This window comes from Phytohabitans flavus (genome assembly GCF_011764545.1).
Lineage (GTDB): Bacteria > Actinomycetota > Actinomycetes > Mycobacteriales > Micromonosporaceae > Phytohabitans > Phytohabitans flavus.
Genome location: NZ_AP022870.1, coordinates 9,117,333 through 9,137,978, shown reverse-complemented (window position 1 = coordinate 9,137,978; position 20,646 = coordinate 9,117,333). Strand labels below are relative to the sequence as shown.

Sequence of the window (20,646 nt, the reverse complement as noted above, 5' to 3'; positions counted from 1 at the left end):
TGGCACCCGCCGCGCGGCCCGCTCACGGCTGTCGAAGGAGCGCAGAGCCGGCGCGGCGCCTTGACACCAACCGGCCCTGGCTTCCACGGTCAGCCATGTGAAGCGAAAGAGCATCAGCATCCGGGCGATCCACGAGGGTCTGCCCGAGCTGATGCGCGAGGCGGTCGACGACTTCGCGGACCACCTCGCCCGCGTCGACAACCGCTCGGCCCACACCGTCCGGGCCTACGTCGGCGACATCGTCTCGCTCCTCGACCACGCCACGCTGATGGGTTGCGCCGAGCCGGCCGACATCGACATCGCCGTATTGCGCAGCTGGCTGGCGAAGCTCCGCACGCTGGGCGGTGCCCGCACCACACTGGCCCGCCGAGCCGCGTCGGCCCGTACCTTCAGCGCCTGGGCCCACCGCGTCGGCCGGCTCGCCACCGACGTCGGCGCCCAGCTGGCCAGCCCGAAGGCCCACCGCGATTTGCCGGCCGTGCTCCGCGCCGACCAAGCCCAAGCGCTGGTGCTCGCCCCAGGGGACGAGGCATCCCCGGTACTGCTACGCGACCGCGCGTTGCTGGAGCTGCTGTACGCGACCGGCATCCGGGTCAGCGAGCTGTGCGGCCTCGACGTGCCCGACGTGGACCGCGGCCGCCGCGTGGTGCGCGTGCTCGGCAAGGGCGCCAAAGAACGTTCCGTCCCCTATGGACTCCCCGCCGACGAGGCGATCGACGACTGGCTCCGCCTCGGCCGCGCCGCCCTCGCCACCCCCGCCAGCGGCGACGCCCTCCTGCTCGGCGCCCGCGGCGGCCGCCTACAGCCCACGATCGCGAGACGCGTGGTGAGCGGCTACGCCCGCGCCGCCGGCCTGCCACACACCAGCCCGCACGGCCTCCGCCACTCCGCAGCGACCCACCTGTTGGAGGGCGGCGCCGACCTGCGGGCGGTTCAGGAGCTGCTCGGCCACGCATCCCTGTCCAGCACCCAGATTTACACCCACGTCTCCGTCGAACGCCTCCGCGCCGCGTACCGCCAGGCCCATCCCCGCGCGTAGGAGGTTCAGGCGGGCTCGGGGTTCAAGCCAGCCCCAAGGGCGATGTCCCTTTCCGATGCCGGGTGTGGACTCCTCGGCGAAGCACTCGCCGGCGTACACACGCTGGCGTGTCGGGACCTGCCTGACGGCGCGTAGGGTTGGTGCGTGGGAGGCACGGTGGTCGAGGGCGTACAAGTCGGCTGGGACCGCATCAGGGAAAGCTTCTCGCTCGACCCCGCTATCGCATACCTCAACCACGGCGCTCGCGGAGCCGTCCCCATCGCCGTACAGCGGGCGCAGCAGCGGGTGCGTGACGAGGGCGAGACCAACCCGATCCGCTACTTCCGCGACCTGCCGGATCGCATCGCGCACACGCGCCGCTACATCGCCACTTTCCTCGGCGCGGACCCGGCGGGTGCCGCACTGGTCGGCAACACCACCATCGGTGCGGCGATCGTGCTTCAGTCGCTCGGGCTGCGCTCGGGTGACGAGGTGCTGATGACCGACCACCGGTACGGGGCGATCGCCTTCACCGCCGAGCGTGAGTGCCGCCGTACGGGTGCCACCGTCCGCACCGTCGGTGTGCCGCTCGACGCGGACGACGACGAGGTCACCGCAACCGTGACGCAGGCACTCCGGCCTGGGCGCACGCGGCTGCTCATCGTCGACCAGATCTCCTCACCGACCGCCCGGCTCTTCCCCGTCGAGAAGATCGTGGCGGCAGCGCGCGAGCGTGAGGTACCGGTGCTTGTCGACGCCGCCCACGTGCCGGGCATGCTGCCGGTCTCGGTGGACTCGATCGGCGCCGACTTCTGGGTGGGCAATCTGCACAAGTGGGCGTACGCCCCGCGCGGCACCGCCCTGCTCAGCGTCGCCCCGCCCTGGCGTGAGCGCATCGACCCGCTGGCCATCTCGTGGCAGCAGCACAGCGGCTACCCGGCGCGTGTGGAGTGGCAGGGCACGCTGGACTACTCACCATGGCTGGCCACGCCGACCGGACTCTTCTTTCTACGGACGCTCGGCGCGGAGCGGGTACGGGCACACAACGCCGACCTCGCCGCGTACGGCCAGCGGGTGGTGGGGGCCGCGCTCGGCCTGACTCCGGAGGAGCTGCCCGACCCCGGCTCCCCGAGGTGGCGATGCGCATCCTGCCGTTGCCCGCGGCATAGCGACGACCTTCGAGGCGGCGGAGGATCTCCCCAGGCTGATCGAGCAAGAGCTTGCCGCCGTCGTGGGAGTGATGTCGTGGAGCGGCCGTGGGTGGCTGCGGCTTTGTGGCCAGGTCTACAACCGCCGAGACGAGTACGACCGGCTGGCCGAACAGCTGCCCGACTTCCTGCGCCGACTCCGCTAAGCGGCTGGCCCGCCCAGCCGGCCGTCATGGAATCTCGTCCAACCGCGCCAGGCGGGCGGCCTGGCGGGCCTGTAGGCCGGCCGCGCGGCGGGCGGTGAGGGCCCGCCGGTGCTCGTCGCGGGCGGCGCGCTGGCTCACCGTGCGCTCGACGGCCGCGCGCAGTCGAGTCCGCCACTCCGGCTCGTCGACCACCTCCGGCGCCCGTCCACCCGCATGCTGCTCAGGCACGGCGAATCGCTCGGCGGTCATCGGACAACTCCGGCGAGGCGAGCCGAAGACGAAATGGGAACCGTTCCCAACGGCAGCAGACGCACTCGGCCCAGGCCCAGCAAGGCGAGCGGGTCCAGGTATTCCTCGCCGCGTCTCAGGCCCCAGTGCAGGCAGGCCGCCACAGGGCAGCCGGCGTGCCCCGCAGCTAGGGCCCCGACCTGGTCACCGGGCGCCACCGCCTGTCCCGCGCGGACGGCCGGCTCGACGGGCTCGTAGGTGGTGCGCAGCCCGTTCGGGTGGGTGACGCTGACGACGCCACGGCCGGCCACGAGCCCGGCGAAGTGGACCGTGCCGGCGCCCGCCGCACGGATCGGGGCACCCGGCCAGGCCGCCAGGTCGACGCCGCGGTGGCCAGCCAGCCATGGACGCGGCGGCGGGTCGAAGCGACGCACCACCCGCGGCGGCCCGTCCAACGGCCACCGGAACGACCCGGCGGGCAGGGGCGCCACCGCGCCAGCCCAGACAAGACCCGAGCCCCCAGCCCCAGCCGGCACCCAAACGGAACCCAAGGGCCAAGCCACCAGCGGCGCCCGGATGGTAACAGTGCTCCCAGACACAGCCGGGACGCAAACGAAACCCGAGGTCCCAGACACCGCCAGCACCTGGACACGCCCCAAAGCCCCAGCCACAGCCGGCACCTGAACCGAATCCGAGGCCCCGGACACCGCCGGCACCCAATTGAACCCCGAGGCTCGAGACACGGCGGGCACCCGGACAGGACCCAAACGCGGCGGAGCGAACCTGGCCAGGTGACCCGGCCCTGTCCCAACTGGCCAGGGCGGGTTCGACGGCGAGCACCGCCGCGCCAAGGACCACCGAGAAGCCCCAGCCACAACAGGCACCCCAACAGGAGCCGACGCCACAGCCACGACCGGCACCCGAACAAAGCCCGAGGTCACGGACGCAGCCGGCACTGGAACGAAGCCCGGCGCCCCGGCCACAGCCGGCACCGGATCAGGCAGAGACAGCATGATCGCTAACAGCCATACCAACGCGTGCATGGAGGGGAGCGTCGGCCGTACCCGGGGAAGAAGGCAATCGGGCCGCGGTCATCCTGTGGATGGCCGGGCCCGTTGTGGATAACGCCCGAAAAGCTTGTTGATCTGCTAGGAGGCCCGCGGGCTAGCTGCCGAAGCCGTTTTCGGTTGGGAGGGAGATGTCGGGCTTCTCCAGCTCCTCCACGTTGACGTCTTTAAAGGTCATTACGCGCACGTTCTTCACAAAACGGGCGGGACGGTACATGTCCCACACCCACGCGTCGTGCATCTCGACCTCGAAGTAGACCTCGCCGTCCGAGTTGCGAACGTGTAGGTCGACCTGGTTGGCGAGGTAGAAGCGGCGCTCGGTCTCGACCACGTAGGAGAACTGGCGGACGATGTCGCGGTACTCCCGGTAGAGCTGCAGCTCCATCTCGGTTTCATACTTCTCGAGATCTTCTGCGCTCATCACACTCCGCCTTCCATGGCCACATCTTCCCCCACCGACAGCGGCAGCCGCGCCCCCTCGGCCAACGCCACGCCGACGGTACCCCCTGCGGGGATCGCCTGCTCTATCGGATCGAGCACACCGACGACCGCGGGTCGGCGGGACCGTGGAGGGCGGGAGTCGCGGCCGGAGACGGTGGCCACATTGACGTACGAGAAGCGATGCTCCGCACACGGACCGTGAGCGGAGAGTGCGGCGCTGTGCTCGGGCGTGACGTAGCCCTTGTGCTCGTCGAAGCCGTACTGCGGGAAGCGCTCGTGCAGGTCCACCATGATCCGGTCTCGCGTGACCTTGGCGAGCACGCTGGCGGCAGCCACGCAGGCGGCCACCTGGTCGCCCTTCCACACCGCGAGCCCGGGCACGCCCAGCCCGTCGACGCCGAAGCCGTCGGTCAGCACGTACTCCGGGCGGGTGGTCAACGTGGCCAGCGCGCGGCGCATCGCGGCGAGGTTGCACACGTGCAGGCCGCGGGCGTCCACCTCGGCGGCCGGAATGATCACGACGGCGTAGGCGAGGGCGCGCTTGACCACCTCGGCGTAGACGCGTTCGCGGGCGGCGGGCGTGAGCAGCTTGGAGTCGGTCAGCTCGTCGATCTCGCCGCGCTTGCCCTCGGGAGGATGGCCGCGGCGGCCACCAGCGGCCCAGCACAGGCGCCTCGGCCGGCCTCGTCGGCACCGGCCACGATGCGGAAGCCGCGGCGCTGTAGCGCCCGCTCAAGGGCGTAGATGCCACCCTCCCGGCGGACCACCGTCCGCGGCGGCGTCAACACGGCGCCTCCGCGACGCCAGCGCCATCTCCGGCCGCAAGACCCCCATCAGAGGCCGCCGCACCGGCGCCGTCCCCGACCACAAGACCACCACCCGAAGCCAGCCCACCCGAGCCACCACCGCCGGCAACACGGCTACCAGGCACTACCCCGCCAGCACCGCCGTCAGAGGCAAGGGCGCCGCCCGACGCAAGCCCGCTCAAGCCACCACCGCCAGCGGGAAGACTGCCGCCCAAGGCTGGGCCCTGCGGCAGCAGGCGCCGCAGCAGGGTGGCGAGATCCTTCGGGTACACCCGCTCGTCGGTCGACTCCAGCTCGCCCACCTCCCACCACCGGTGATCGTCGATCGAGTCGCGCTCCACCTGGTCGAAGCCGCCCGTGTCGACCTCCCAGCTTCGCACGCGCACCAGGAAGAACTCCTGCCGCTGCCGGTACCACTGGCCGTCGAACGGGTACTCCGTCACCTCGTCCCACACTGGCGCGCCCAGCTCCTCCGGGGCCAGCCGCAGGCCGGTCTCCTCGGCGAGCTCGCGGGCGGCGCCCACCGCGAATGACTCGTCGGAGTCGAGGCCACCGCCAGGGGTGAACCAGAAGCGATGGTGCGGCCGGGCCGGGTCGAAGCCACGAAACAGCAACACGCGGTCGTTACCGTCGACGAGCAGCACCCGGGCCGCCCGGCGGGGATAACGTCCACGGCCCCAGCCTATTGCTTCGCTTCGAGACCCGGTGAGCACCCCGAGGCCTCACCACTCGGTGAGCACTCCCAAGGTTTCACCACGCGATGAGCACCAAGAGGCCTCAGGACCCGGTGAGCCACCCGAGAACCCTCACGACCCGGCGAGCACCCCCGAAGCCCCGAGACACAGCCAGTGGCCCCGAAACCTCAAGGCACGGCCAGCACCCGCGAAGCCCCAAGGCGCAGCCAGCAGCCCCGGAAGCCTCGACACGCGGCTACCGGCCCCGAAGCCCGGGACGCGGTGAAGACCTCGACAGCGGTCAGGAGTTAGGGACCTTGTCGTACGGCTCCGGAACAGTCAGCCACTTGGCCCGGCCCACCGGCCAGAACACCACGAACGCGCGCCCGATCACGGCGTCTTCCGGGATCGTGGAGGCGTTGATGTCGCGGGTGCGCTCCCAGTGCTCCAGCGAGTCGCCCGAGGCCGAGCGGTGGTCGCCCATCATCCACAGGCGCCCCTGGGGCACCGTGATGTCGAAGGACTCGTCGGCCGCCAGGTCTCTCGTGCCGCCCTCGGAGAACAGGTACGGCTCGTCCAGCGACTGCCCGTTGATGATCAGGCGCTGGTCCGGGTCGCAGCAGACGATGTGGTCGCCGCCCACGCCGATGACCCGCTTGATGAAGTCTTCGCCGTCGGGATTGCTGCGCCAGTCGGCGGGCGCCTCGAAGACGGCAATCTCGCCGCGATGCGGGGAGCGGAAGTCGTAGACGAGCTTGTTGACGAGCACCCGGTCATTGATGTCGAGCGTGTGCTCCATCGACGGCGACGGGATGTAGAACGTCTGCAGCACGAAGGCGCGCACGAGCACGGCCACCAGGATCGCCACGCCCAGCAGGATGGGAAGCTCGCGCCAGAACGAACTGCGGCGCTTGTCGGTCTGCTCGTCAATCACGGACGGAGCCTACGACGGCCACCTGGAAACGCACGTCGGGAACGCGCGGACAGCCCCAAAGACCACAGCGACGAGCCTCGTGTGGTGAAGGCCAACGGCAGCAAGAGCGGCAGGACGACAGCGAGACCTCCCTGGTCAGGCAGGCGAGCCGGAGACTCCGCCGGCGGTCCGAGCGCCGCGGCCTGCGGCACGTCGTCGAAGTTTGGTGGCACGCCGAGCCCCGCCCACCGGTCGTACGGCCAGACGATCACGAAGGCCCGCCCGATCACGTTGTCGATCGGCACCTGGCCCTGGCACCGCGAGTCCTGCGAGACCAGGCGGTGATCGCCCATCACGAACAGGTTGCCCGGCGCGACGGTGATCTCGTCGAACTGCCGCGAGCGGCACTCGCGCGGATTGGGTGGCAGGTCGGGATCGGAGTTCTCCAACACATACGGCTCGTCCATCGACTTGCCGTTGACCTGAACGCGCCCATCCGCGTCGCAGCACTTGACCTTGTCGCCGGGCACGCCGATGACCCGCTTGATGAAGTCTTTCTCACCCGGGCGGCTGACGCCGACGAGGTCGCCCACCGTGCGGCCGAGCTTGGCCATGAAGCCGACCTGCGGCTCCTCCTGGAACTCGGGCGTCCAGTTGGGTGGGCCGCGGAAGACGACGACCTCGCCCCGCTCGGGGTCGCGTACGTCATACACGATCTTGTTGACCAGCACGCGGTCGCCGACCAGCAGCGTGTCCTCCATCGACCCGGAGGGGATGAAGAACGCCTGCAGCAGGAACGTACGGATCAGCACCGCCAGGCAGAACGCGACGATGAGCAGCAGCGGAAGCTCCTGCCACAGCGGCATCTGCCGCCGGCGCCCGCCGCTGCGGCGGGGTGTCCGCCATGGATCGACGTCACCGTCTGACCGCACGTCGCGCGCCCCCCGAGTCCGAGATACAGCACTACCGCCCGCGAGGCCTCCTCCGCGGGGGCTGGGCGAGCGGTAGTGCGGGGGTGTCGCGCCGTCGCGGCGTTGACCGCGGACGAAGCCTTCGTCGTACGTCACCGCGCACAGCGTATCCGCCCGGCGCCCGCGCCGGCCAATGCCAAGAGCACAAACCCGGGACGACGACGGGCGACCATCCGGGCGATGCCAGGAGGGGCGAGCGTCAGCTCGCCTGCTTCTCCCGCTTTTCCTTGATCTTGGCGGCCTTGCCGCGCAGCTCGCGCAGGTAGTAGAGCTTGGCCCGGCGGACCGCGCCACGGGTCACGACCTCGATGCGGTCGATCGCCGGGCTGTTGATCGGGTAGGTGCGCTCCACGCCGACGCCGAAGCTGACCTTGCGGACCGTGAAGGTCTCGCGCAGGCCGCCACCCTGGCGCCGGATGACCACGCCCTGGAAGACCTGGACCCGGGAACGGTTGCCCTCGACGACCCGCGCGTGCACCTTGACGGTGTCACCAGCGCGGAAGTCGGGGATGTCGGTCCGCTGCGACTGGGCGTCCAGTAGGTCGAGCGTGTTCATCGCGTGGCTTCCTCATGACTCGTTGGGGCGATCACCACCCGGCGGCGGCCGGGGATGAGCACGCGGGCCCACCGGAGGGCGGTGGCTGGTCGCGGCAACCTCACTACTTTGCCATATCGACACCCCGGACCTGAAATCCGGCCCCGGAGAGGAGAGCGACATCGCGCTTGTCCAGGATACCGGGGTCAAGTGCGGCAAGCAGATCCGGGCGGCGCTGTGCTGTGCGTAACAGGGCCTCGTCGCGCCGCCACCTGGCGATCCGACCATGATCACCTGACCGGAGGATCTCGGGTACCGGGTGTCCACGCCACTCCGGTGGTTTCGTGAAGACTGGCGCCTCCAGCACCCCGTTCGCGTGCGACTCCTCGGCGAGCGAGTCCGCGTTGCCCAGCACCCCGGGCAGCAGCCGCACGATCGCCTCGCACATGACCAGCACGGCCACCTCCCCGCCGAAGAGCACGTAGTCGCCGAGCGATACCTCGGTCACCGGCATCCGGCTGGCCGCGTGGTCGAGCACCCGCTGGTCGATGCCCTCATATCGGCCACACGCGAAGATCAGCCGCGGCTCGGCGGCAAGCTCGTGCGCCATCGCCTGGCTGAACACCTGGCCCGCCGGCGTGGGTACCACCAGCCGCGCCCCGCCCTCGGGGGCCAGCGCGTCCAGCGCCTCACCCCACGGCTCCGGGCGCATGACCATGCCCGGACCACCGCCGTACGGAGTGTCGTCGACCGTCCGGTGCACGTCGTGCGTCCACTCCCGCAGATCGTGTACGCCCACGTCGAGCAGCCCGCTGTCCCGCGCCTTGCCGATCAGCGACAGGTCGAGCGGGCCAAGGTACTCCGGGAAGATCGTGACAACGTCGATCCGCATCCCTGTTTCGACCTCCGCATGGTGGCGGATGTATCCGCACGCGCTCTGGCCGAGTCTTTAACCCATGTACGGATCACCCGAGCAGGCACTCTACGTGCTGGACCAGGCGGCTGATGTGCGCGCCCGGGCCGACGTCACCTGGCGCTCGGCGATCAGGCAAGCCCTCGCCAGCAAGGCCTCGATCGACCAGATCGCCGACCGGGCGCACACGACCGTCGAGCAGATTCTGGCGATCGTTGCCACCCCTCCCCAAGCACCTAAGTCCGAGTCTCCGCGTAGTGGCGGATGTTTCCCTCGCAACGCGGGGAGATGGTGAGAGCCATGCCCCGCCTGGACATCACCGCGACGCGGTGCGAGGCGCTGTTCGTGTCCGATCTACAGCACTCGCAGCGCCCCAGCGCGGAGCAGGTACGCGCCGCAGTCGTCCGGACCGTTCGCGCGTACGGCGCGAAAGACTGCGTGGCCAAGGTCGCGCAGCAGTTCGGCGACCACCCCGACACCGCCGTCGCCCGCATGCGCTGGGCTCGGGCGGCGGTCGCGGCGGCGTACACGGTTCGCGTAACCGGATGGTCGACCCGAACGACCATCTGTCATCTGGCCGCTCCCGCCCTGCCTCCGGCCACGGCGGCCTGATCAGCCGGTCATCCCCCGACCGGTGACAGCCCCCGGGTGGCGGACGTACCACGCCTCCCCGCCACCCGGGGGTTCTACAAGACGGAAACCCACGCCTCCGGGTTTCTCGAAGGAACCCCTGCCTCCGGGTTCCGGTAGTAGGAAGTGACCCCGACCCCGTGGCCAGGGAACTGGGCCCTGGCCACGGAAGGAGGGGCTACCGCCAAACCAAAAGACTTGGGCGGTAGCTCAGATCTGTTTCTTTGGAATGGATCTTCTAGAGGTCGAAGAGGCCCTCGGGTGGGTCGACTATGACGCGGCCGCCGGCCAGGTCGACCTCGGGGACGATCGCCTTGACGAACGGGACCAGCGCGGTCCCTCCCTCGGGCCGGCGCAGCACCAGCAGGTCCGACGCGGGCGCGTGGTCGATGCGGGTGACCTCGCCCAGCGTCTCCCCCGCGAGCGTCACCGCTGTCAAACCCACCAGCTGGTGGTCGTGGAACTCGTCCGGGTCGGACAGCGGACCCACGTCGGCGCTATCCACGCAGAGCAGCACCTCGCGCAGGGCCTCGGCGACGTTGCGGTCGTAGACACCGTCGAACCCGACGATCAGCCGGCCCAGGTGGGCCCGCACCTCTTCGATCCTGAGCCGGTCCGGCACCTTGTAGGCGGCCGCGTCCGTGCTCGTGGACGACATCGCCCCCGGATCGGTCACCAGGACCTTTCCGGGGGCGAAACGCTCATCCGGGTCGTCCGTCCGCACTTCCACGATGACCTCACCGCGGATCCCGTGCGGCCGGACGATACGCCCGACGTAAAGCAGCATCTATCAGTACGAGTCGACGATGTCGACGCGCACGCCACGACCGCCGATCGATCCGATGACCTGCCGCAGGGCCTTGGCGGTGCGACCGCCCCGGCCGATCACGGTGCCCAGGTCCTCGGGGTGCACCCGCACCTCGAGCCGCTTGCCACGGCGCGAGTCGATCATGCGCACCCGAACGTCGTCCGGGTGGTCGACGATGCCCTTGACGAGGTGCTCCAGCGCCGGCCGGAGTGCCACCTCAGACCTGCTCGCCGGAGTCCGCACCGGCCTGCTCCTCGGTCTTCTCGGCGGGCGCCTCGGCAGCCGCCTTCTTGGTCGCCTTCTTCGCGGTCTTGGCCGGAGCGGCCGCCTCCGCGAGCCCGGCGGCCGCCTTGGCCTCCGCCTCGTACGCCGCCTGGCGGTCGACACGCTCGGCGGCCACCAGGAGCGGCGGCGGGGCCGGCTGGCCCTTGAACTTCTGCCAGTCGCCGGTCTTCTCCAGCAGGCGCTGGACAGCCTCGCTGGGCTGGGCGCCGACGGAGAGCCAGTACTGCACCCGGTCCGACTTGACTTCGATCACCGAAGGGTCTTCCTTCGGCTGGTAGATACCGACGTACTCGATCGCGCGACCATCGCGCTTCGTGCGCGAGTCGGCGACAACGATGCGGTACTGCGGGTTGCGGATCTTACCCATCCGCAGGAGCCGGATCTTTACGGCCACGTTTGTTTTCGCTCCTGTGCGATACGGGTGAGCTGACCGGATCGCCACGTGGGGTTGTGACGTCGGGGCTCGGGTGGACTGGCCGCGCGTCCGGGTTAGAGGGCGCGGACACGGACCGGATACCAGCGAACCATTCTGCCAGACCCGCGACGAAAGGCCCGACCGGGGGTGAATGATCAGAAACGCGCCGGCGGACGGTCCCACCCCGCGGGCATTACCGCCGGAGGAGTCCACGCCGGATCCGGGGTGAAGTCGGTCCACGTGCCGTCGAACGGGAACTCGCCCGCCTCGATCTGCTTGACCACCCGCCAGCCCTCGGCCCGTACCGCCGCCTCGTCGGCCACCCAGTAGTGATCCGGGTACCGCAGCCGCTCGGCGAACTCCTCCTCGTCCTTCCAACGCCAGGAGAGATCCGGCCGGACCACGATGTCCAGATCCTGGTCGACGATGTCGACACCGGCCATCTCGCCGTCGTCCCAGCGCACGCCGGGCTCTTCGAGGTTGACGTACCAGTTGGCGAAGCGGCCCTCGTCGTCCCGGAACCACCACACCGAGTGGTGCGCCCCGGGCGGCAGGAACTTGAGCACCGGCGGGCCGGCCCAGGTGCCTTCCGCCAAGCGGTAGGGCTGCTGCTCGATCCACTCGGCGAACGGCATCGCCCGCATCCCCCGCCCGTCGGCGGCGACCTCACCCGCCACAGGTGTGCCGCGGGCGATCCAGACCAGCAGGCCGCGCTCGTCGTCGGCGACCACCCGCCCCGGGCGTACCCAGGCGATGCGGCCGCGGTGGACGTTGCGGTGGATGATCAGCTGACCGGGAGTGAAGTACATCGGCCGGCGCGGACTCAGTAGGCCCGAGCCAGGATCGCTTGCAGCTCCGGTTCGTCTTCGGAGTCGGGCACCGTGCCGTCCGCGCTGATCAGGCAGCGGACGGTCACACCCTGCCCGTTCGCCTCCTTCTCGCCGGCCGGACCGACCTCCGACCACGGCACCTTGGCCCAGCCCGTGGCGCTGGCCTCGATCGCCTCCGCCAGCGTCCCCACCGTGACCGTGCGGTCGAGGCGCCTCTTCAGCGCCTCGTCGTACAGCGCCTGCTGGTCGGCCTCGAGCGCGGCGAGCACCGCCTTGACCACGTCCGGCACCGCGACCGGCGTCTTCGAGCCGTCGGTGCGGCGCACCAGCACCGCATTGCCGGCGGCGAGGTCGCGGGGGCCCACCTCGATCCGTACCGGGTAGCCCTTGAGCTCGGCGTCGACGGCCCGGCGGCCGAACGGGGTGTCCACCCGGTCGTCCAGCCCGACCCGGACGCCGGCGTCCCGCAGCGCGTCGCGGAGCTTGGCCGCAGCCTCGCCCACGCCCTCGCCGTCCTTCACGATCATCACGTACGCCTGCACCGGCGCCAGCCGCGGCGGCACCCGCAGCCCGTTGTCGTCGCCGTGGCACATGATCAGGCCGCCGAGCATGCGGGTCGAGGTGCCCCAGCTCGTGGTCCACGCGTGCTCGACCCCGCCGGTCGCCGACGAGTACGTGATGTCGAACGCGCGGGCGAAATTCTGCCCCAGCTCGTGCGAGGTGCCCAGCTGGAGCGCCTTGCCGTCGCCCATCATGCCCTCGAGCGTGTACGTATTCGTGGCGCCCGCGAACCGCTCACCGGCCGTCTTGCGCCCGACCAGCACCGGGATGCCGAGCACCCCGACCATGAAGTCCTCGTACACCTCGTGGAGGATCTTGCGGGCGTAGGCCCGCGCGTCGGCCTCGGTGGCGTGCGCGGTGTGCCCCTCCTGCCACAGGAACTCGCTCGTGCGCAGGAACACCCGCGGCCGCAGCTCCCACCGCACCACATTGGCCCACTGGTTGAGCAGCAGCGGCAGGTCGCGGTACGAGTCGACCCACTTGGCCATGAACTCGCCGATCACCGTCTCACTGGTCGGCCGCACCACCACCGGCTCGGCGAGCTGCTTGCCGCCGCCGTGCGTGACGACCGCCAGCTCCGGCGAGAAGCCCTCGACGTGCTCGGCCTCGCGGCGCAGGTAGCTCTCCGGGATGAACAGCGGGAAGTACGCGTTTTCCGCGCCGGCCACCTTGATCCGGGCGTCCATCTCGGCCTGCATGCGCTCCCAGATGGCGTATCCCGTCGGTCGGATCACCATCGTCCCGCGGACCGGCCCGTTGTCGGCGAGCTGCGCTTTTGCGATGACGTCCTGGTACCAGCGGGGGAAGTCCTCCGCACGGGGAGTGAGCACGCGTGCCATGAGCCGACATCCTAGCCGCGCCGCCGGATGCAACCCGAACCGGCGCCGCCCCGTGTTCCTAGTGGCACATGAATCGATAGGTGGTGGGGATGGCTGAGGCTGAGCGGTTCGACGCGTTCTACCGGGACACGTCGAGACGCCTGGTGCGGTACGCGTACGGGCTCACCGGCGACGCGGCCGAGGCACAGGACCTCGTGCAGGAGGCGTACGCGCGGGCCTGGCAGCGGTGGCGGCGGCTGAGCGGGTTCGACAACGCCGAGGCGTGGCTGCGAATCGTGATCACCCGCCTGGCCGCGGACCGGTGGCGCTACCTCCGGGTACGGCGGCTCCGCGCCGCCACGGCCGGTCCACCGCCAGATGTCCCACCGCCCTCAGAGGACACCGTGCTGCTGGTCTCGGCCATGCGCGCGCTGCCGCCGGCGCACCGGCGCGCGCTGGTCCTGCACTACCTGCTCGACCGCTCGGTGGCGGATATCGCTGCCGAGACCGGCGCGGCGACGGGGACGGTCAAGTCGTGGCTCTCCCGAGGGCGCGCCGAGCTCGCCGCCGCCCTCGGCGAGCCGCTGGCCCGGTCCACCGAAGGAGGTGCCGGCGGTGTCGACTGACCTCGACCGGATGTTCAACGCACTGCGGCAGGACGCCGACGCGATCCCGCTCACCGAGGCGATCAGCGCGCGCCGGCGGGGCGAGCGGCGCCGCCGTACCCAGCTCGTCGCGACCGCCGTGGCTGTGGTCTGCGCCGTGGTCGCGGGCCTGGCCGGCGGCTCGTGGCTGACCCGCGACCTCGCCGGGCCGGAGCCCGAGCCGGTGGCGCCGCCTGACCGCGTCGTCGAGCTGGGCCCGCCGCGCCCGCTGAACGAGGAGATCGCCTTCGGCGGGCGGCCGGAGTTTGCGCTGACCGCGCTTGGCGGCGACCGGGTGTACGCGAGCTGGTTCGCCGGCGACCAGCTCACGGTGGCCGCCGCTGATCTGGAGACCGGCCGGCCGGTGTGGCCGCCGCGGGCGTTGGGCGAGTTCGACGATTCCAACGGCATCGTGGCGCTCCCCCACGCGCTGCTGGCGATCGGCGAGCACAACGACGGTACGGTCCCGGACCAGCTGCTGTTCATCATCGACCCGGACAGTGGTGAGGTGCGCTGGGAGCTTCCGTTCAGCATCAACGACGACCACCTGCTGTTCTTCGAGGCGGCGGCGGTGCTGGTGACCGCGGACGGCACCTCCCGGGGGTACGACTGGGGCACCGGCCGGGTGCTGTGGGAGGAGCTGCACCCGGCGGAGCGGCCGGTGATGAGCATCGGCATGCACCAGGTGGACGGCGAGCTACCCACCGGCGCACTCGAGCAGCACCCGCCGCTGCTACGCGACCCCCGGCTGCTCCAGATCACCGCGAGCGGCAACCTGCTGGTACGCGACGCGGCCACCGGCGCGGTGACCGCCACCCGGGCCGGAGTCGCGCCTAGCTCGCACGCCAACTACATCGCTTTCGGCGGGCGGCTCTACGGGTACTCGCTGACCGAGCAGACGAACCGCCTGCGGGTGTCCGACGTGGACGGTACCGGCGCACCCCGGGACATCTTCACCGGCGCCCCCGGCCACAACATCACCAGCCTCGCCGCCTGCGGCGCCGGCCGGGTGTGCGTGCTGGACATTTATGACGAGGCCCAGGTGATCGCCATAGACGTCGACCGGGGACGGGAAGCGTGGCGGGTGGGCGCGCCTCGCGACGTGGAGCTGCTGACCTCGGCGGGCGCGCGAGTCCTCGCCACCGGGCGAAGCCACGAACTGGGCACGGTGAGCGTCCTGCTCGACCAGGACGGCCGGCAGGTGCTGCGCTCGGACACTCAGGTGGTCTGGCTCTCCAGCGGCACGCTGCTCTCCTTCGGCGCCACGGAGCTGGCCGCCGTCGACGCCGCGGACGGCAGCGTACGCGTGCTGGGCGAGCTGCCAGAACATGGCCGCTACTGCTCGTGGACCGAGCGCCGCGTAGCCTGCCCGACGGCGACCGGCTTCCAGGTGTGGGACATCTCGCCGCGATGATCACTATCGCGGCGACCGGACCACCCGCGCTAGCGGATCACCCGGCCACGAAGGACCATCCGCTGCGGAGCGCGGACCACGCGGAGGTCGCGGCGGGGGTCCTCGGCGTACACGACGAGGTCGGCCAGCCCGCCCTCGACGAGCCCGGGGAAGCCAAGCCACTCGCGCGCGCCCCAGGACGCCGCACGCAGCACGTCGAGCGGTGCCAGGCCGGCCTCCTCGTGCAGGCACAGCATCTCGTCGGCGATAACCCCGTGGCTGATCCCGCCACCGGCGTCGGTGCCGACGAACAGGGGGACGCCCGCTTCGTACGCGGCGCGCACGACCGCCGGGAAGCCGTCACCGAGAGCGCGCATGTGCCGCGCGTACTCGGGAAACTTGCCCTCCGCCCGCGCTGCGATGTCGCCGAACGTGGCGATATTGATCATCGTAGGCACCAGGGCCGTGCCGCGCCGGGCCATCTCGTCGATCAGGTCGATTGACAGGCCGGTGCCGTGCTCCAGGCAGTCGATGCCGGCCCGCACCAGCACCGCCACCGCCTCCTCGGAGAACGTGTGCGCGGTGATCCGCGCCCCGGCCGCCTGCGCCGCGCGCACCGCCGCTTCGAGGGTGGCGGCGTCCCAGGCCGGCGCGAGGTCGCCGACCGAGCGGTCGATCCAGTCGCCGACAAGCTTCACCCAGCCGTTTCCGGCCCGCGCCTGCGCGGCGATCTCGCCCGGCACGTCCGGCGCGCCAACCTCCACGCCGATATCCCGCAGATAACGCTTGGGCGGCGCGACATGCTGGCCCGCGCGGGCCAGTCGCGGCACGTCGGGGTCGTCGTCCAGCTGGGGGTACGGGTACGGCGAGCCGCAGTCCCGGATGGCCAGCACCCCGCTGTCACGGTCGGTCGCGGCCAGCTCCTTGGCCTGCGCGATCCCCTCGACCGGCCCTCCGCCCGGGGCGATGCCGATGTGGCAGTGCGCATCGACAAGGCCAGGCAGGACGTAGCCGCGGTCCGCGATCGTCTCGGCACCCTCGACCGGTGAAAACGTCACCCGGTCGCCGACGAGCCAGAGGTCGCGCTCTTCGTCTTCCGGCAGCAGGACCCCACGCACGTGAAACGCCATACGCACAGTCCTACCTGATCATCACTCCGCCAGCTTTGCCCGGGCCAGGAAAGCATCGCGCCGCGCGGTCAGCGCGGGCAGGTCGATGGTGATCGGGTACGGCTCGTCGGTGGTGAACCTGTCGGTGGTCTGCCGGGCAATGGCGTACCGTCGCGGCTTCGGCTCCAGCACGTGCTCGGCGAGCGAGATCTTGTCGCCCAGCGGGTCGATCACCCAGTAGTGCTTCACGCCGGCGGCCGCGTACATGCCCGCCTTGTCGTACACGTCGCGCACCTTCGAGTCCTTCGACACGACCTCGACGGCGAGCACCGCGTCCTCGACGGGCGGCGGATGCTGGTCGATGTGCGACGTGTCCATCACGACGACGTCGGGACGGGGTTCGCTGTATCGGCCGACGTCGAGTGAGAGGTCGAGGACGGGAGAATATCCCGCCGGGCAATTGTGCCGGAGTGCGACAAACACCTCGCCGCACACGAACTGATGGACGAAACCCGGGGACAAAAGGATCAACCTTCCGTTGACGAGCTCGTACGGAAGGTCGGGCGGCAGCTCGGCCAGGTCGTCGACGGTCCACACCTCGCGCTGCGGCAGGCTGAGGGCAGCAGTCATGGGAACTTCCTTCCGTGAGGGCTGCGACACCGTAACCACCTCACGTCTCATCCTGCTGCCCCATCAGCCTTGGTCCGAGTCCCCCAATTCCTTACCCAGCTTGACCACGTAAAGGCGTCGCGCCGCGCGCTACTTGCCGCCGTTCTTTTCGTCGTCTTCGCGCTTGCGGAGCTTGCCGAAGTCGAGCTTCGGGAGCTTGAAGCCGGGCGGCAGCCCGCCACCCGCCAGCGCGCTCGGGTCCATGCCCGGCGGAAGCTGAGGCATGCCCGGAGGCATCCCGCCCGGAAGACCACCCGGCATGCCCGCAGTGCGCGGGCGACCGCCGCCCTTGGTGCCCTTGCGCTTGTTCTTCGGGGACTTGGTCGCCTTGCGCCGCCCCCCAGGCAGGCCCATCATGCCGCCCATCTGCTTCATCATCTTCTGCGCTTCGGTGAAGCGGTTGAGCAGCTGGTTGACATCCATCACGGTGACGCCGGAGCCGTTGGCGATGCGGGCGCGACGGGAGCCGTTGATAATCTTGGGGTTGCTGCGCTCGCCCGGCGTCATCGAGCGGATGATCGCCGTGACCCGGTCGAAGTGCTTGTCGTCGAGCTCGGCCAGCTGGTCCTTCATCTGGCCCATGCCCGGCATCATCGACAGCACATTCGCGATCGGGCCCATCCGGCGCACGGCGATGAGCTGGTCGAGGAAGTCTTCCAGCGTGAAGCTCTGGCCGCCCATGAGCTTGGCGGCCATCTTCTCCTTCTGGTCCTCGTCGAACGCCTGCTCGGCCTGCTCGATGAGCGTGAGCATGTCACCCATGCCGAGGATGCGGCTGGCCATCCGGTCGGGGTGGAAGACGTCGAAGTCCTCCAGCTTTTCACCGGTGGACGCGAAGAGGATCGGCTGGCCGGTCACGTGCCGCACGGAGAGTGCGGCACCACCACGGGCGTCGCCATCCAGCTTGGACAGGACCACGCCGGTGATGCCAACGCCGTCACGGAAGGCCTCGGCGGTGGAGACCGCGTCCTGGCCGACCATCGCGTCGATGACGAACACGATCTCGTCGGGATCGACGGCGTCGCGGATCGACGCGGCCTGGGCCATCATCTCCGCGTCGATGCCCAGCCGGCCGGCGGTGTCGACGATGACGATGTCGCGGGCCACGCGGCGGGCGTGGTCGATCGAGTCGCGAGCCACCTGGATCGGGTCGCCGACGCCGTTGCCGGGCTCCGGTGCGTACACCTCGACGCCGGCCCGCCCACCGAGCACCTGGAGCTGCCCGACGGCGTTGGGGCGCTGGAGGTCGGCGGCCACCAGCAGCGGCTGGTGACCCTGCGCCTTGAGCCAGCGGGCGAGCTTGCCGGCGAGTGTGGTCTTACCGGAGCCCTGGAGGCCGGCCAGCATGATCACAGTGGGTGGCTGCTTGGCGAACTGGAGCCGCCGCGCCTCCCCACCCAGGATCGCGACAAGCTCCTCGTGCACGATCTTGATGACCTGCTGGGCAGGGTTGAGCGCCTGGGAGACCTCGGCGCCGCGCGCCCGCTCCTTCAGGTTCGCGATGAACGCCTTGACCACCGGCAACGCGACGTCGGCCTCAAGTAGGGCGAGGCGGATCTCGCGGGCGGTGGCGTCGATGTCAGCGTCGGAGAGGCGCCCCTTCCCGCGGAGCTTGGTGAAGATCCCGGAGAGCCGGTCACTCAAGGTATCAAACACGCCACAACATCCCGTTTGTCGATATTTGCCGGGTAAAGCGGCCGCTCATGAGCAGGCCGCGCCAACAAGCGTAACCGGACCCACCCCTACCGGCCCGATACCGGCGCGGCGCCACGGAGTCAGGCTGGCCCTACCACGAAGAGGCCGGCTGACCGGATTCAGACCGGGGACGTGGATTCATAGCGTTCAGGCCATGACGAGATATATGCGAACGACAGCCGGGGTCCTGGTAGGTGCGCTCGCCGCGGGGGCGGTCGCGTTCACCGCGCCCGCGGTCGCCGACGACCGGCAGCGCGGTACCGAGCGGGGGCGGATCGTGGCGGTCCAGCCGTTGCGCACGCTCACCACAAAGGACGACGTGGCGCGCGTGCTCGCCGCCGCCGAGTTCAAGACGGACGAGGTGCGGTACGGGGTGGACACGTACCAGCTGATCTACCGCACGGTGGACCCGGCCGGGCAGCCGACGGTGGCGAGCGGCCTGGTGGCCCTGCCCCGCGGCGGTGCGCGCGAGCTCACCACGGTGTCGTACACGCACGGCACGGAGATCAACCGGACCGACGCACCCTCGATGTGGCGTGACGGGTGGGCCGTGGGTCCGGCGCTCACGTACGCCTCGGCCGGTTTCGCCGCCGTCGCGCCCGACTACCTGGGCTTGGGCCTCGGCCCCGGCCCGCACCCCTTCCTGGACGTGCCGTCGGAGACCACGGCCGCGCTGGACCTGCTCCGGGCCGCGCGCGAGTTCGTGCCCCGAGCCGGTCACACCCTCGACCGGAAGGTGCTGGTCACCGGCTTCTCGCAGGGCGGTACCGCGGCGACCGGGCTGGCCCGCGCGCTGGCCGGCGGCGCGGACGGGTGGTTCCGGCTCGGCGCGCTGTCGCCGATCGCCGGGGCGTACGACGCGCGGCGTGAGCTGCTTCCCTCCCTGGACGACATCCCACCGCCGTTCAACAGCGGCTACACGGGCTACCTGCTGGTCTCCTGGAACCGCCTGCACCACATCTACGACAAGCCGGGCGACGTGTTCCAGGTGGACGGCATCGAGCAGCTCTTCGACGGAGTGCACACCGGCCAGGACTTCTTCGAGACGCTGCCGCCCAGCCTCGACCTGCTGCTCACCGAGCGAGGGCGGGCGTTGATCGACAACCCGACCGGGCCGTTCGCGGCGGCACTGGCCGTACACGACGCGACCTGCACCGGCTGGACGCCACGGGTGCCCGTGCGGCTTGTGGTGTCGGGCGGCGACGAGCAGATCCGCCCGGGGCACGCCACAGCCTGCGCGGCCGCCTTCGCCACCCGCGGTGTGCGGGCGCCGATCGTGGACGTCGGCGACCTGGTCTACGAGGGCTCGACCCACAACGGCGCCAACATCCTCGGCACCGCAGCCACCGTGAAGTGGTTCATGACAATCAACGGCTCGTAATCAAGGGTGGTGCCGCGCGGCCCGCCCACTCCAAGCGGGCGGGCCGCGATGGACATCGGGGTACCTCAACGCCGGATCCGCCCGCGGATTCCCGCCCGGCGGGCGGCAATCGGAAGCGGCTCCCTCGACAACCGGCAGATCGTGGTACCGAGCCGCCCCTCTGACGGCCATTCCGTACCACGATCTGCCCAGACACGGCGATGGCCGCGAGCATTTCCTTGATCGAGGTAGTCGCGGGGCCGTCCCGGCGTCCCTGGCGAGGCTCTCCGGGTCAATTTTCCTGAAATGGGTATTTTCCCCGGTCCGCGTCAGTCGCAGACCGTATGCTCCCGCGGGCACCGCGCAGGCCGGCGGCTCGCTGGCGCTCGCCGAAATCCCGGCCTCCGCTGCCAGGTCCGCGGGCCAAGCCCAACGCCCGACTCCTCCTCTCCGCGAACTGCTAGCAGACCCAACTCCGAACGAGGTCAAGGCTGGGCTTGGTCCCTCAC

22 protein-coding genes and 2 pseudogenes are annotated in these 20,646 nt (G+C 70.5%); 7 read left to right on the top strand and 17 right to left on the bottom strand.

The window, feature by feature from the left end; translation table 11 throughout:
- The first annotated feature begins 151 nt into the window (after positions 1-151).
- The gene (locus Pflav_RS40685; protein WP_173042922.1) at positions 152-1,039 is read left to right on the top strand and encodes a tyrosine recombinase XerC; all 888 of its coding nucleotides are present in this window, start codon (positions 152-154) and stop codon (positions 1,037-1,039) included.
- A gap of 156 nt (positions 1,040-1,195) precedes the next feature.
- Positions 1,196-2,372: pseudogene (locus Pflav_RS40680) on the top strand (aminotransferase class V-fold PLP-dependent enzyme).
- Between the two features lie 24 nt (positions 2,373-2,396).
- Here Pflav_RS40680 and Pflav_RS40675 read toward each other — a convergent pair.
- The 9 genes and pseudogenes from Pflav_RS40675 to trmD all read right to left on the bottom strand — a co-directional run bounded on the left by Pflav_RS40675 (position 2,397) and on the right by trmD (position 8,899).
- The gene (locus tag Pflav_RS40675; RefSeq protein ID WP_173041833.1) at positions 2,397-2,621 is read right to left on the bottom strand and encodes a hypothetical protein; all 225 of its coding nucleotides are present in this window, start codon (positions 2,619-2,621) and stop codon (positions 2,397-2,399) included.
- On the bottom strand, positions 2,618-3,259 hold the full coding sequence (locus Pflav_RS46885) for a M23 family metallopeptidase (protein ID WP_377310932.1): 642 nt from the start codon (positions 3,257-3,259) through the stop codon (positions 2,618-2,620). The genes Pflav_RS40675 and Pflav_RS46885 overlap by 4 nt, the downstream gene beginning before the upstream one ends.
- Positions 3,260-3,764: 505 nt before the next feature.
- Entirely contained in the window at positions 3,765-4,088 is a 324-nt protein-coding gene (locus Pflav_RS40665; RefSeq protein ID WP_173041832.1) for a DUF2469 domain-containing protein, read from the bottom strand.
- Positions 4,088-4,896, bottom strand: a pseudogene (locus Pflav_RS40660) (ribonuclease HII). Before Pflav_RS40660 ends, Pflav_RS40665 begins: the two are co-directional and overlap by 1 nt.
- Positions 4,890-5,627 (bottom strand): NUDIX hydrolase, encoded by a 738-nt coding sequence (locus Pflav_RS48240; protein WP_332107841.1) that lies wholly within the window; start codon positions 5,625-5,627, stop codon positions 4,890-4,892. Before Pflav_RS48240 ends, Pflav_RS40660 begins: the two are co-directional and overlap by 7 nt.
- Positions 5,628-5,889: 262 nt before the next feature.
- The gene (gene lepB, locus Pflav_RS40650) at positions 5,890-6,522 is read right to left on the bottom strand and encodes a signal peptidase I (protein ID WP_173041831.1); all 633 of its coding nucleotides are present in this window, start codon (positions 6,520-6,522) and stop codon (positions 5,890-5,892) included.
- The gene (gene lepB / locus Pflav_RS40645; RefSeq protein WP_173042920.1) at positions 6,519-7,367 is read right to left on the bottom strand and encodes a signal peptidase I; all 849 of its coding nucleotides are present in this window, start codon (positions 7,365-7,367) and stop codon (positions 6,519-6,521) included. The genes lepB (Pflav_RS40650) and lepB (Pflav_RS40645) overlap by 4 nt, the downstream gene beginning before the upstream one ends.
- Positions 7,368-7,671: 304 nt before the next feature.
- Positions 7,672-8,028, bottom strand: a complete 357-nt coding sequence (gene rplS, locus Pflav_RS40640; RefSeq protein ID WP_173041830.1) for a 50S ribosomal protein L19 — start codon at positions 8,026-8,028, stop codon at positions 7,672-7,674.
- A gap of 103 nt (positions 8,029-8,131) precedes the next feature.
- Positions 8,132-8,899 carry a tRNA (guanosine(37)-N1)-methyltransferase TrmD gene (gene trmD / locus Pflav_RS40635; protein ID WP_173041829.1) on the bottom strand — a complete coding sequence of 256 codons (768 nt, stop codon included), beginning with the start codon at positions 8,897-8,899 and terminating at the stop codon, positions 8,132-8,134.
- A 64-nt stretch (positions 8,900-8,963) separates the two neighbouring features.
- Between trmD and Pflav_RS40630 the strand changes: the two genes are divergently transcribed.
- On the top strand, positions 8,964-9,215 hold the full coding sequence (locus Pflav_RS40630; protein ID WP_173041828.1) for a hypothetical protein: 252 nt from the start codon (positions 8,964-8,966) through the stop codon (positions 9,213-9,215).
- A 5-nt stretch (positions 9,216-9,220) separates the two neighbouring features.
- The gene (locus Pflav_RS40625) at positions 9,221-9,532 is read left to right on the top strand and encodes a hypothetical protein (protein WP_180201303.1); all 312 of its coding nucleotides are present in this window, start codon (positions 9,221-9,223) and stop codon (positions 9,530-9,532) included.
- A gap of 256 nt (positions 9,533-9,788) precedes the next feature.
- Here Pflav_RS40625 and rimM read toward each other — a convergent pair whose 3' ends face one another.
- From rimM to proS, 5 genes are all read right to left on the bottom strand, one after another.
- On the bottom strand, positions 9,789-10,334 hold the full coding sequence (rimM, locus tag Pflav_RS40620; RefSeq protein ID WP_173042919.1) for a ribosome maturation factor RimM: 546 nt from the start codon (positions 10,332-10,334) through the stop codon (positions 9,789-9,791).
- Between the two features lie 6 nt (positions 10,335-10,340).
- Positions 10,341-10,601: an RNA-binding protein gene (locus tag Pflav_RS40615; protein ID WP_173041827.1), complete on the bottom strand. Its 261-nt coding sequence runs from the start codon at positions 10,599-10,601 to the stop codon at positions 10,341-10,343.
- Positions 10,576-11,037: a 30S ribosomal protein S16 gene (gene rpsP, locus Pflav_RS40610; protein ID WP_173041826.1), complete on the bottom strand. Its 462-nt coding sequence runs from the start codon at positions 11,035-11,037 to the stop codon at positions 10,576-10,578. Before rpsP ends, Pflav_RS40615 begins: the two co-directional genes overlap by 26 nt.
- A 176-nt stretch (positions 11,038-11,213) precedes the next feature.
- Positions 11,214-11,867, bottom strand: coding sequence for a ribonuclease FAU-1 family protein (locus Pflav_RS40605; protein WP_173041825.1), 654 nt, complete (start codon positions 11,865-11,867; stop codon positions 11,214-11,216).
- A gap of 14 nt (positions 11,868-11,881) precedes the next feature.
- Complete coding sequence (gene proS / locus Pflav_RS40600; RefSeq protein ID WP_173041824.1) at positions 11,882-13,288, bottom strand: proline--tRNA ligase; 1,407 nt, start codon at positions 13,286-13,288, stop codon at positions 11,882-11,884.
- 89 nt (positions 13,289-13,377) lie between these two features.
- Here proS and Pflav_RS40595 point away from each other — a divergent pair, with 89 nt between their 5' ends.
- Both Pflav_RS40595 and Pflav_RS40590 read left to right on the top strand, forming a co-directional pair.
- A complete protein-coding gene (locus Pflav_RS40595) occupies positions 13,378-13,893 on the top strand; it encodes a SigE family RNA polymerase sigma factor (RefSeq protein WP_173041823.1) in 516 nt (171 codons plus the stop codon).
- Positions 13,883-15,325 carry an outer membrane protein assembly factor BamB family protein gene (locus tag Pflav_RS40590; protein ID WP_173041822.1) on the top strand — a complete coding sequence of 481 codons (1,443 nt, stop codon included), beginning with the start codon at positions 13,883-13,885 and terminating at the stop codon, positions 15,323-15,325. Before Pflav_RS40595 ends, Pflav_RS40590 begins: the two co-directional genes overlap by 11 nt.
- A 29-nt stretch (positions 15,326-15,354) precedes the next feature.
- Here Pflav_RS40590 and Pflav_RS40585 read toward each other — a convergent pair whose 3' ends face one another.
- The 3 genes from Pflav_RS40585 to ffh all read right to left on the bottom strand — a co-directional run bounded on the left by Pflav_RS40585 (position 15,355) and on the right by ffh (position 18,738).
- Positions 15,355-16,434: an amidohydrolase family protein gene (locus tag Pflav_RS40585; protein ID WP_173041821.1), complete on the bottom strand. Its 1,080-nt coding sequence runs from the start codon at positions 16,432-16,434 to the stop codon at positions 15,355-15,357.
- A 21-nt stretch (positions 16,435-16,455) separates the two neighbouring features.
- Complete coding sequence (locus Pflav_RS40580) at positions 16,456-17,043, bottom strand: Uma2 family endonuclease (protein ID WP_173041820.1); 588 nt, start codon at positions 17,041-17,043, stop codon at positions 16,456-16,458.
- A gap of 129 nt (positions 17,044-17,172) precedes the next feature.
- On the bottom strand, positions 17,173-18,738 hold the full coding sequence (gene ffh, locus Pflav_RS40575) for a signal recognition particle protein (RefSeq protein WP_173041819.1): 1,566 nt from the start codon (positions 18,736-18,738) through the stop codon (positions 17,173-17,175).
- A gap of 193 nt (positions 18,739-18,931) precedes the next feature.
- Between ffh and Pflav_RS40570 the strand changes: the two genes are divergently transcribed.
- Positions 18,932-20,158 (top strand): alpha/beta hydrolase family protein, encoded by a 1,227-nt coding sequence (locus Pflav_RS40570; RefSeq protein ID WP_173041818.1) that lies wholly within the window; start codon positions 18,932-18,934, stop codon positions 20,156-20,158.
- Positions 20,159-20,646: the final 488 nt, after the last annotated feature.

Coding starts and splice junctions, on each gene's coding strand:
- Pflav_RS40685 (WP_173042922.1), top strand. CDS start 152: ATGCGCGAGGCGGTCGACGACTTCGCGGACCACCTCGCCCGCGTCGAC.
- Pflav_RS40675 (WP_173041833.1), bottom strand. CDS start 2,621: ATGACCGCCGAGCGATTCGCCGTGCCTGAGCAGCATGCGGGTGGACGG.
- Pflav_RS40665 (WP_173041832.1), bottom strand. CDS start 4,088: ATGAGCGCAGAAGATCTCGAGAAGTATGAAACCGAGATGGAGCTGCAG.
- lepB (WP_173042920.1), bottom strand. CDS start 7,367: ATGCCGCTGTGGCAGGAGCTTCCGCTGCTGCTCATCGTCGCGTTCTGC.
- rplS (WP_173041830.1), bottom strand. CDS start 8,028: ATGAACACGCTCGACCTACTGGACGCCCAGTCGCAGCGGACCGACATC.
- trmD (WP_173041829.1), bottom strand. CDS start 8,899: ATGCGGATCGACGTTGTCACGATCTTCCCGGAGTACCTTGGCCCGCTC.
- Pflav_RS40630 (WP_173041828.1), top strand. CDS start 8,964: ATGTACGGATCACCCGAGCAGGCACTCTACGTGCTGGACCAGGCGGCT.
- Pflav_RS40625 (WP_180201303.1), top strand. CDS start 9,221: ATGCCCCGCCTGGACATCACCGCGACGCGGTGCGAGGCGCTGTTCGTG.
- Pflav_RS40605 (WP_173041825.1), bottom strand. CDS start 11,867: ATGTACTTCACTCCCGGTCAGCTGATCATCCACCGCAACGTCCACCGC.
- proS (WP_173041824.1), bottom strand. CDS start 13,288: ATGGCACGCGTGCTCACTCCCCGTGCGGAGGACTTCCCCCGCTGGTAC.
- Pflav_RS40595 (WP_173041823.1), top strand. CDS start 13,378: ATGGCTGAGGCTGAGCGGTTCGACGCGTTCTACCGGGACACGTCGAGA.
- Pflav_RS40585 (WP_173041821.1), bottom strand. CDS start 16,434: ATGGCGTTTCACGTGCGTGGGGTCCTGCTGCCGGAAGACGAAGAGCGC.
- Pflav_RS40580 (WP_173041820.1), bottom strand. CDS start 17,043: ATGACTGCTGCCCTCAGCCTGCCGCAGCGCGAGGTGTGGACCGTCGAC.
- Pflav_RS40570 (WP_173041818.1), top strand. CDS start 18,932: ATGACGAGATATATGCGAACGACAGCCGGGGTCCTGGTAGGTGCGCTC.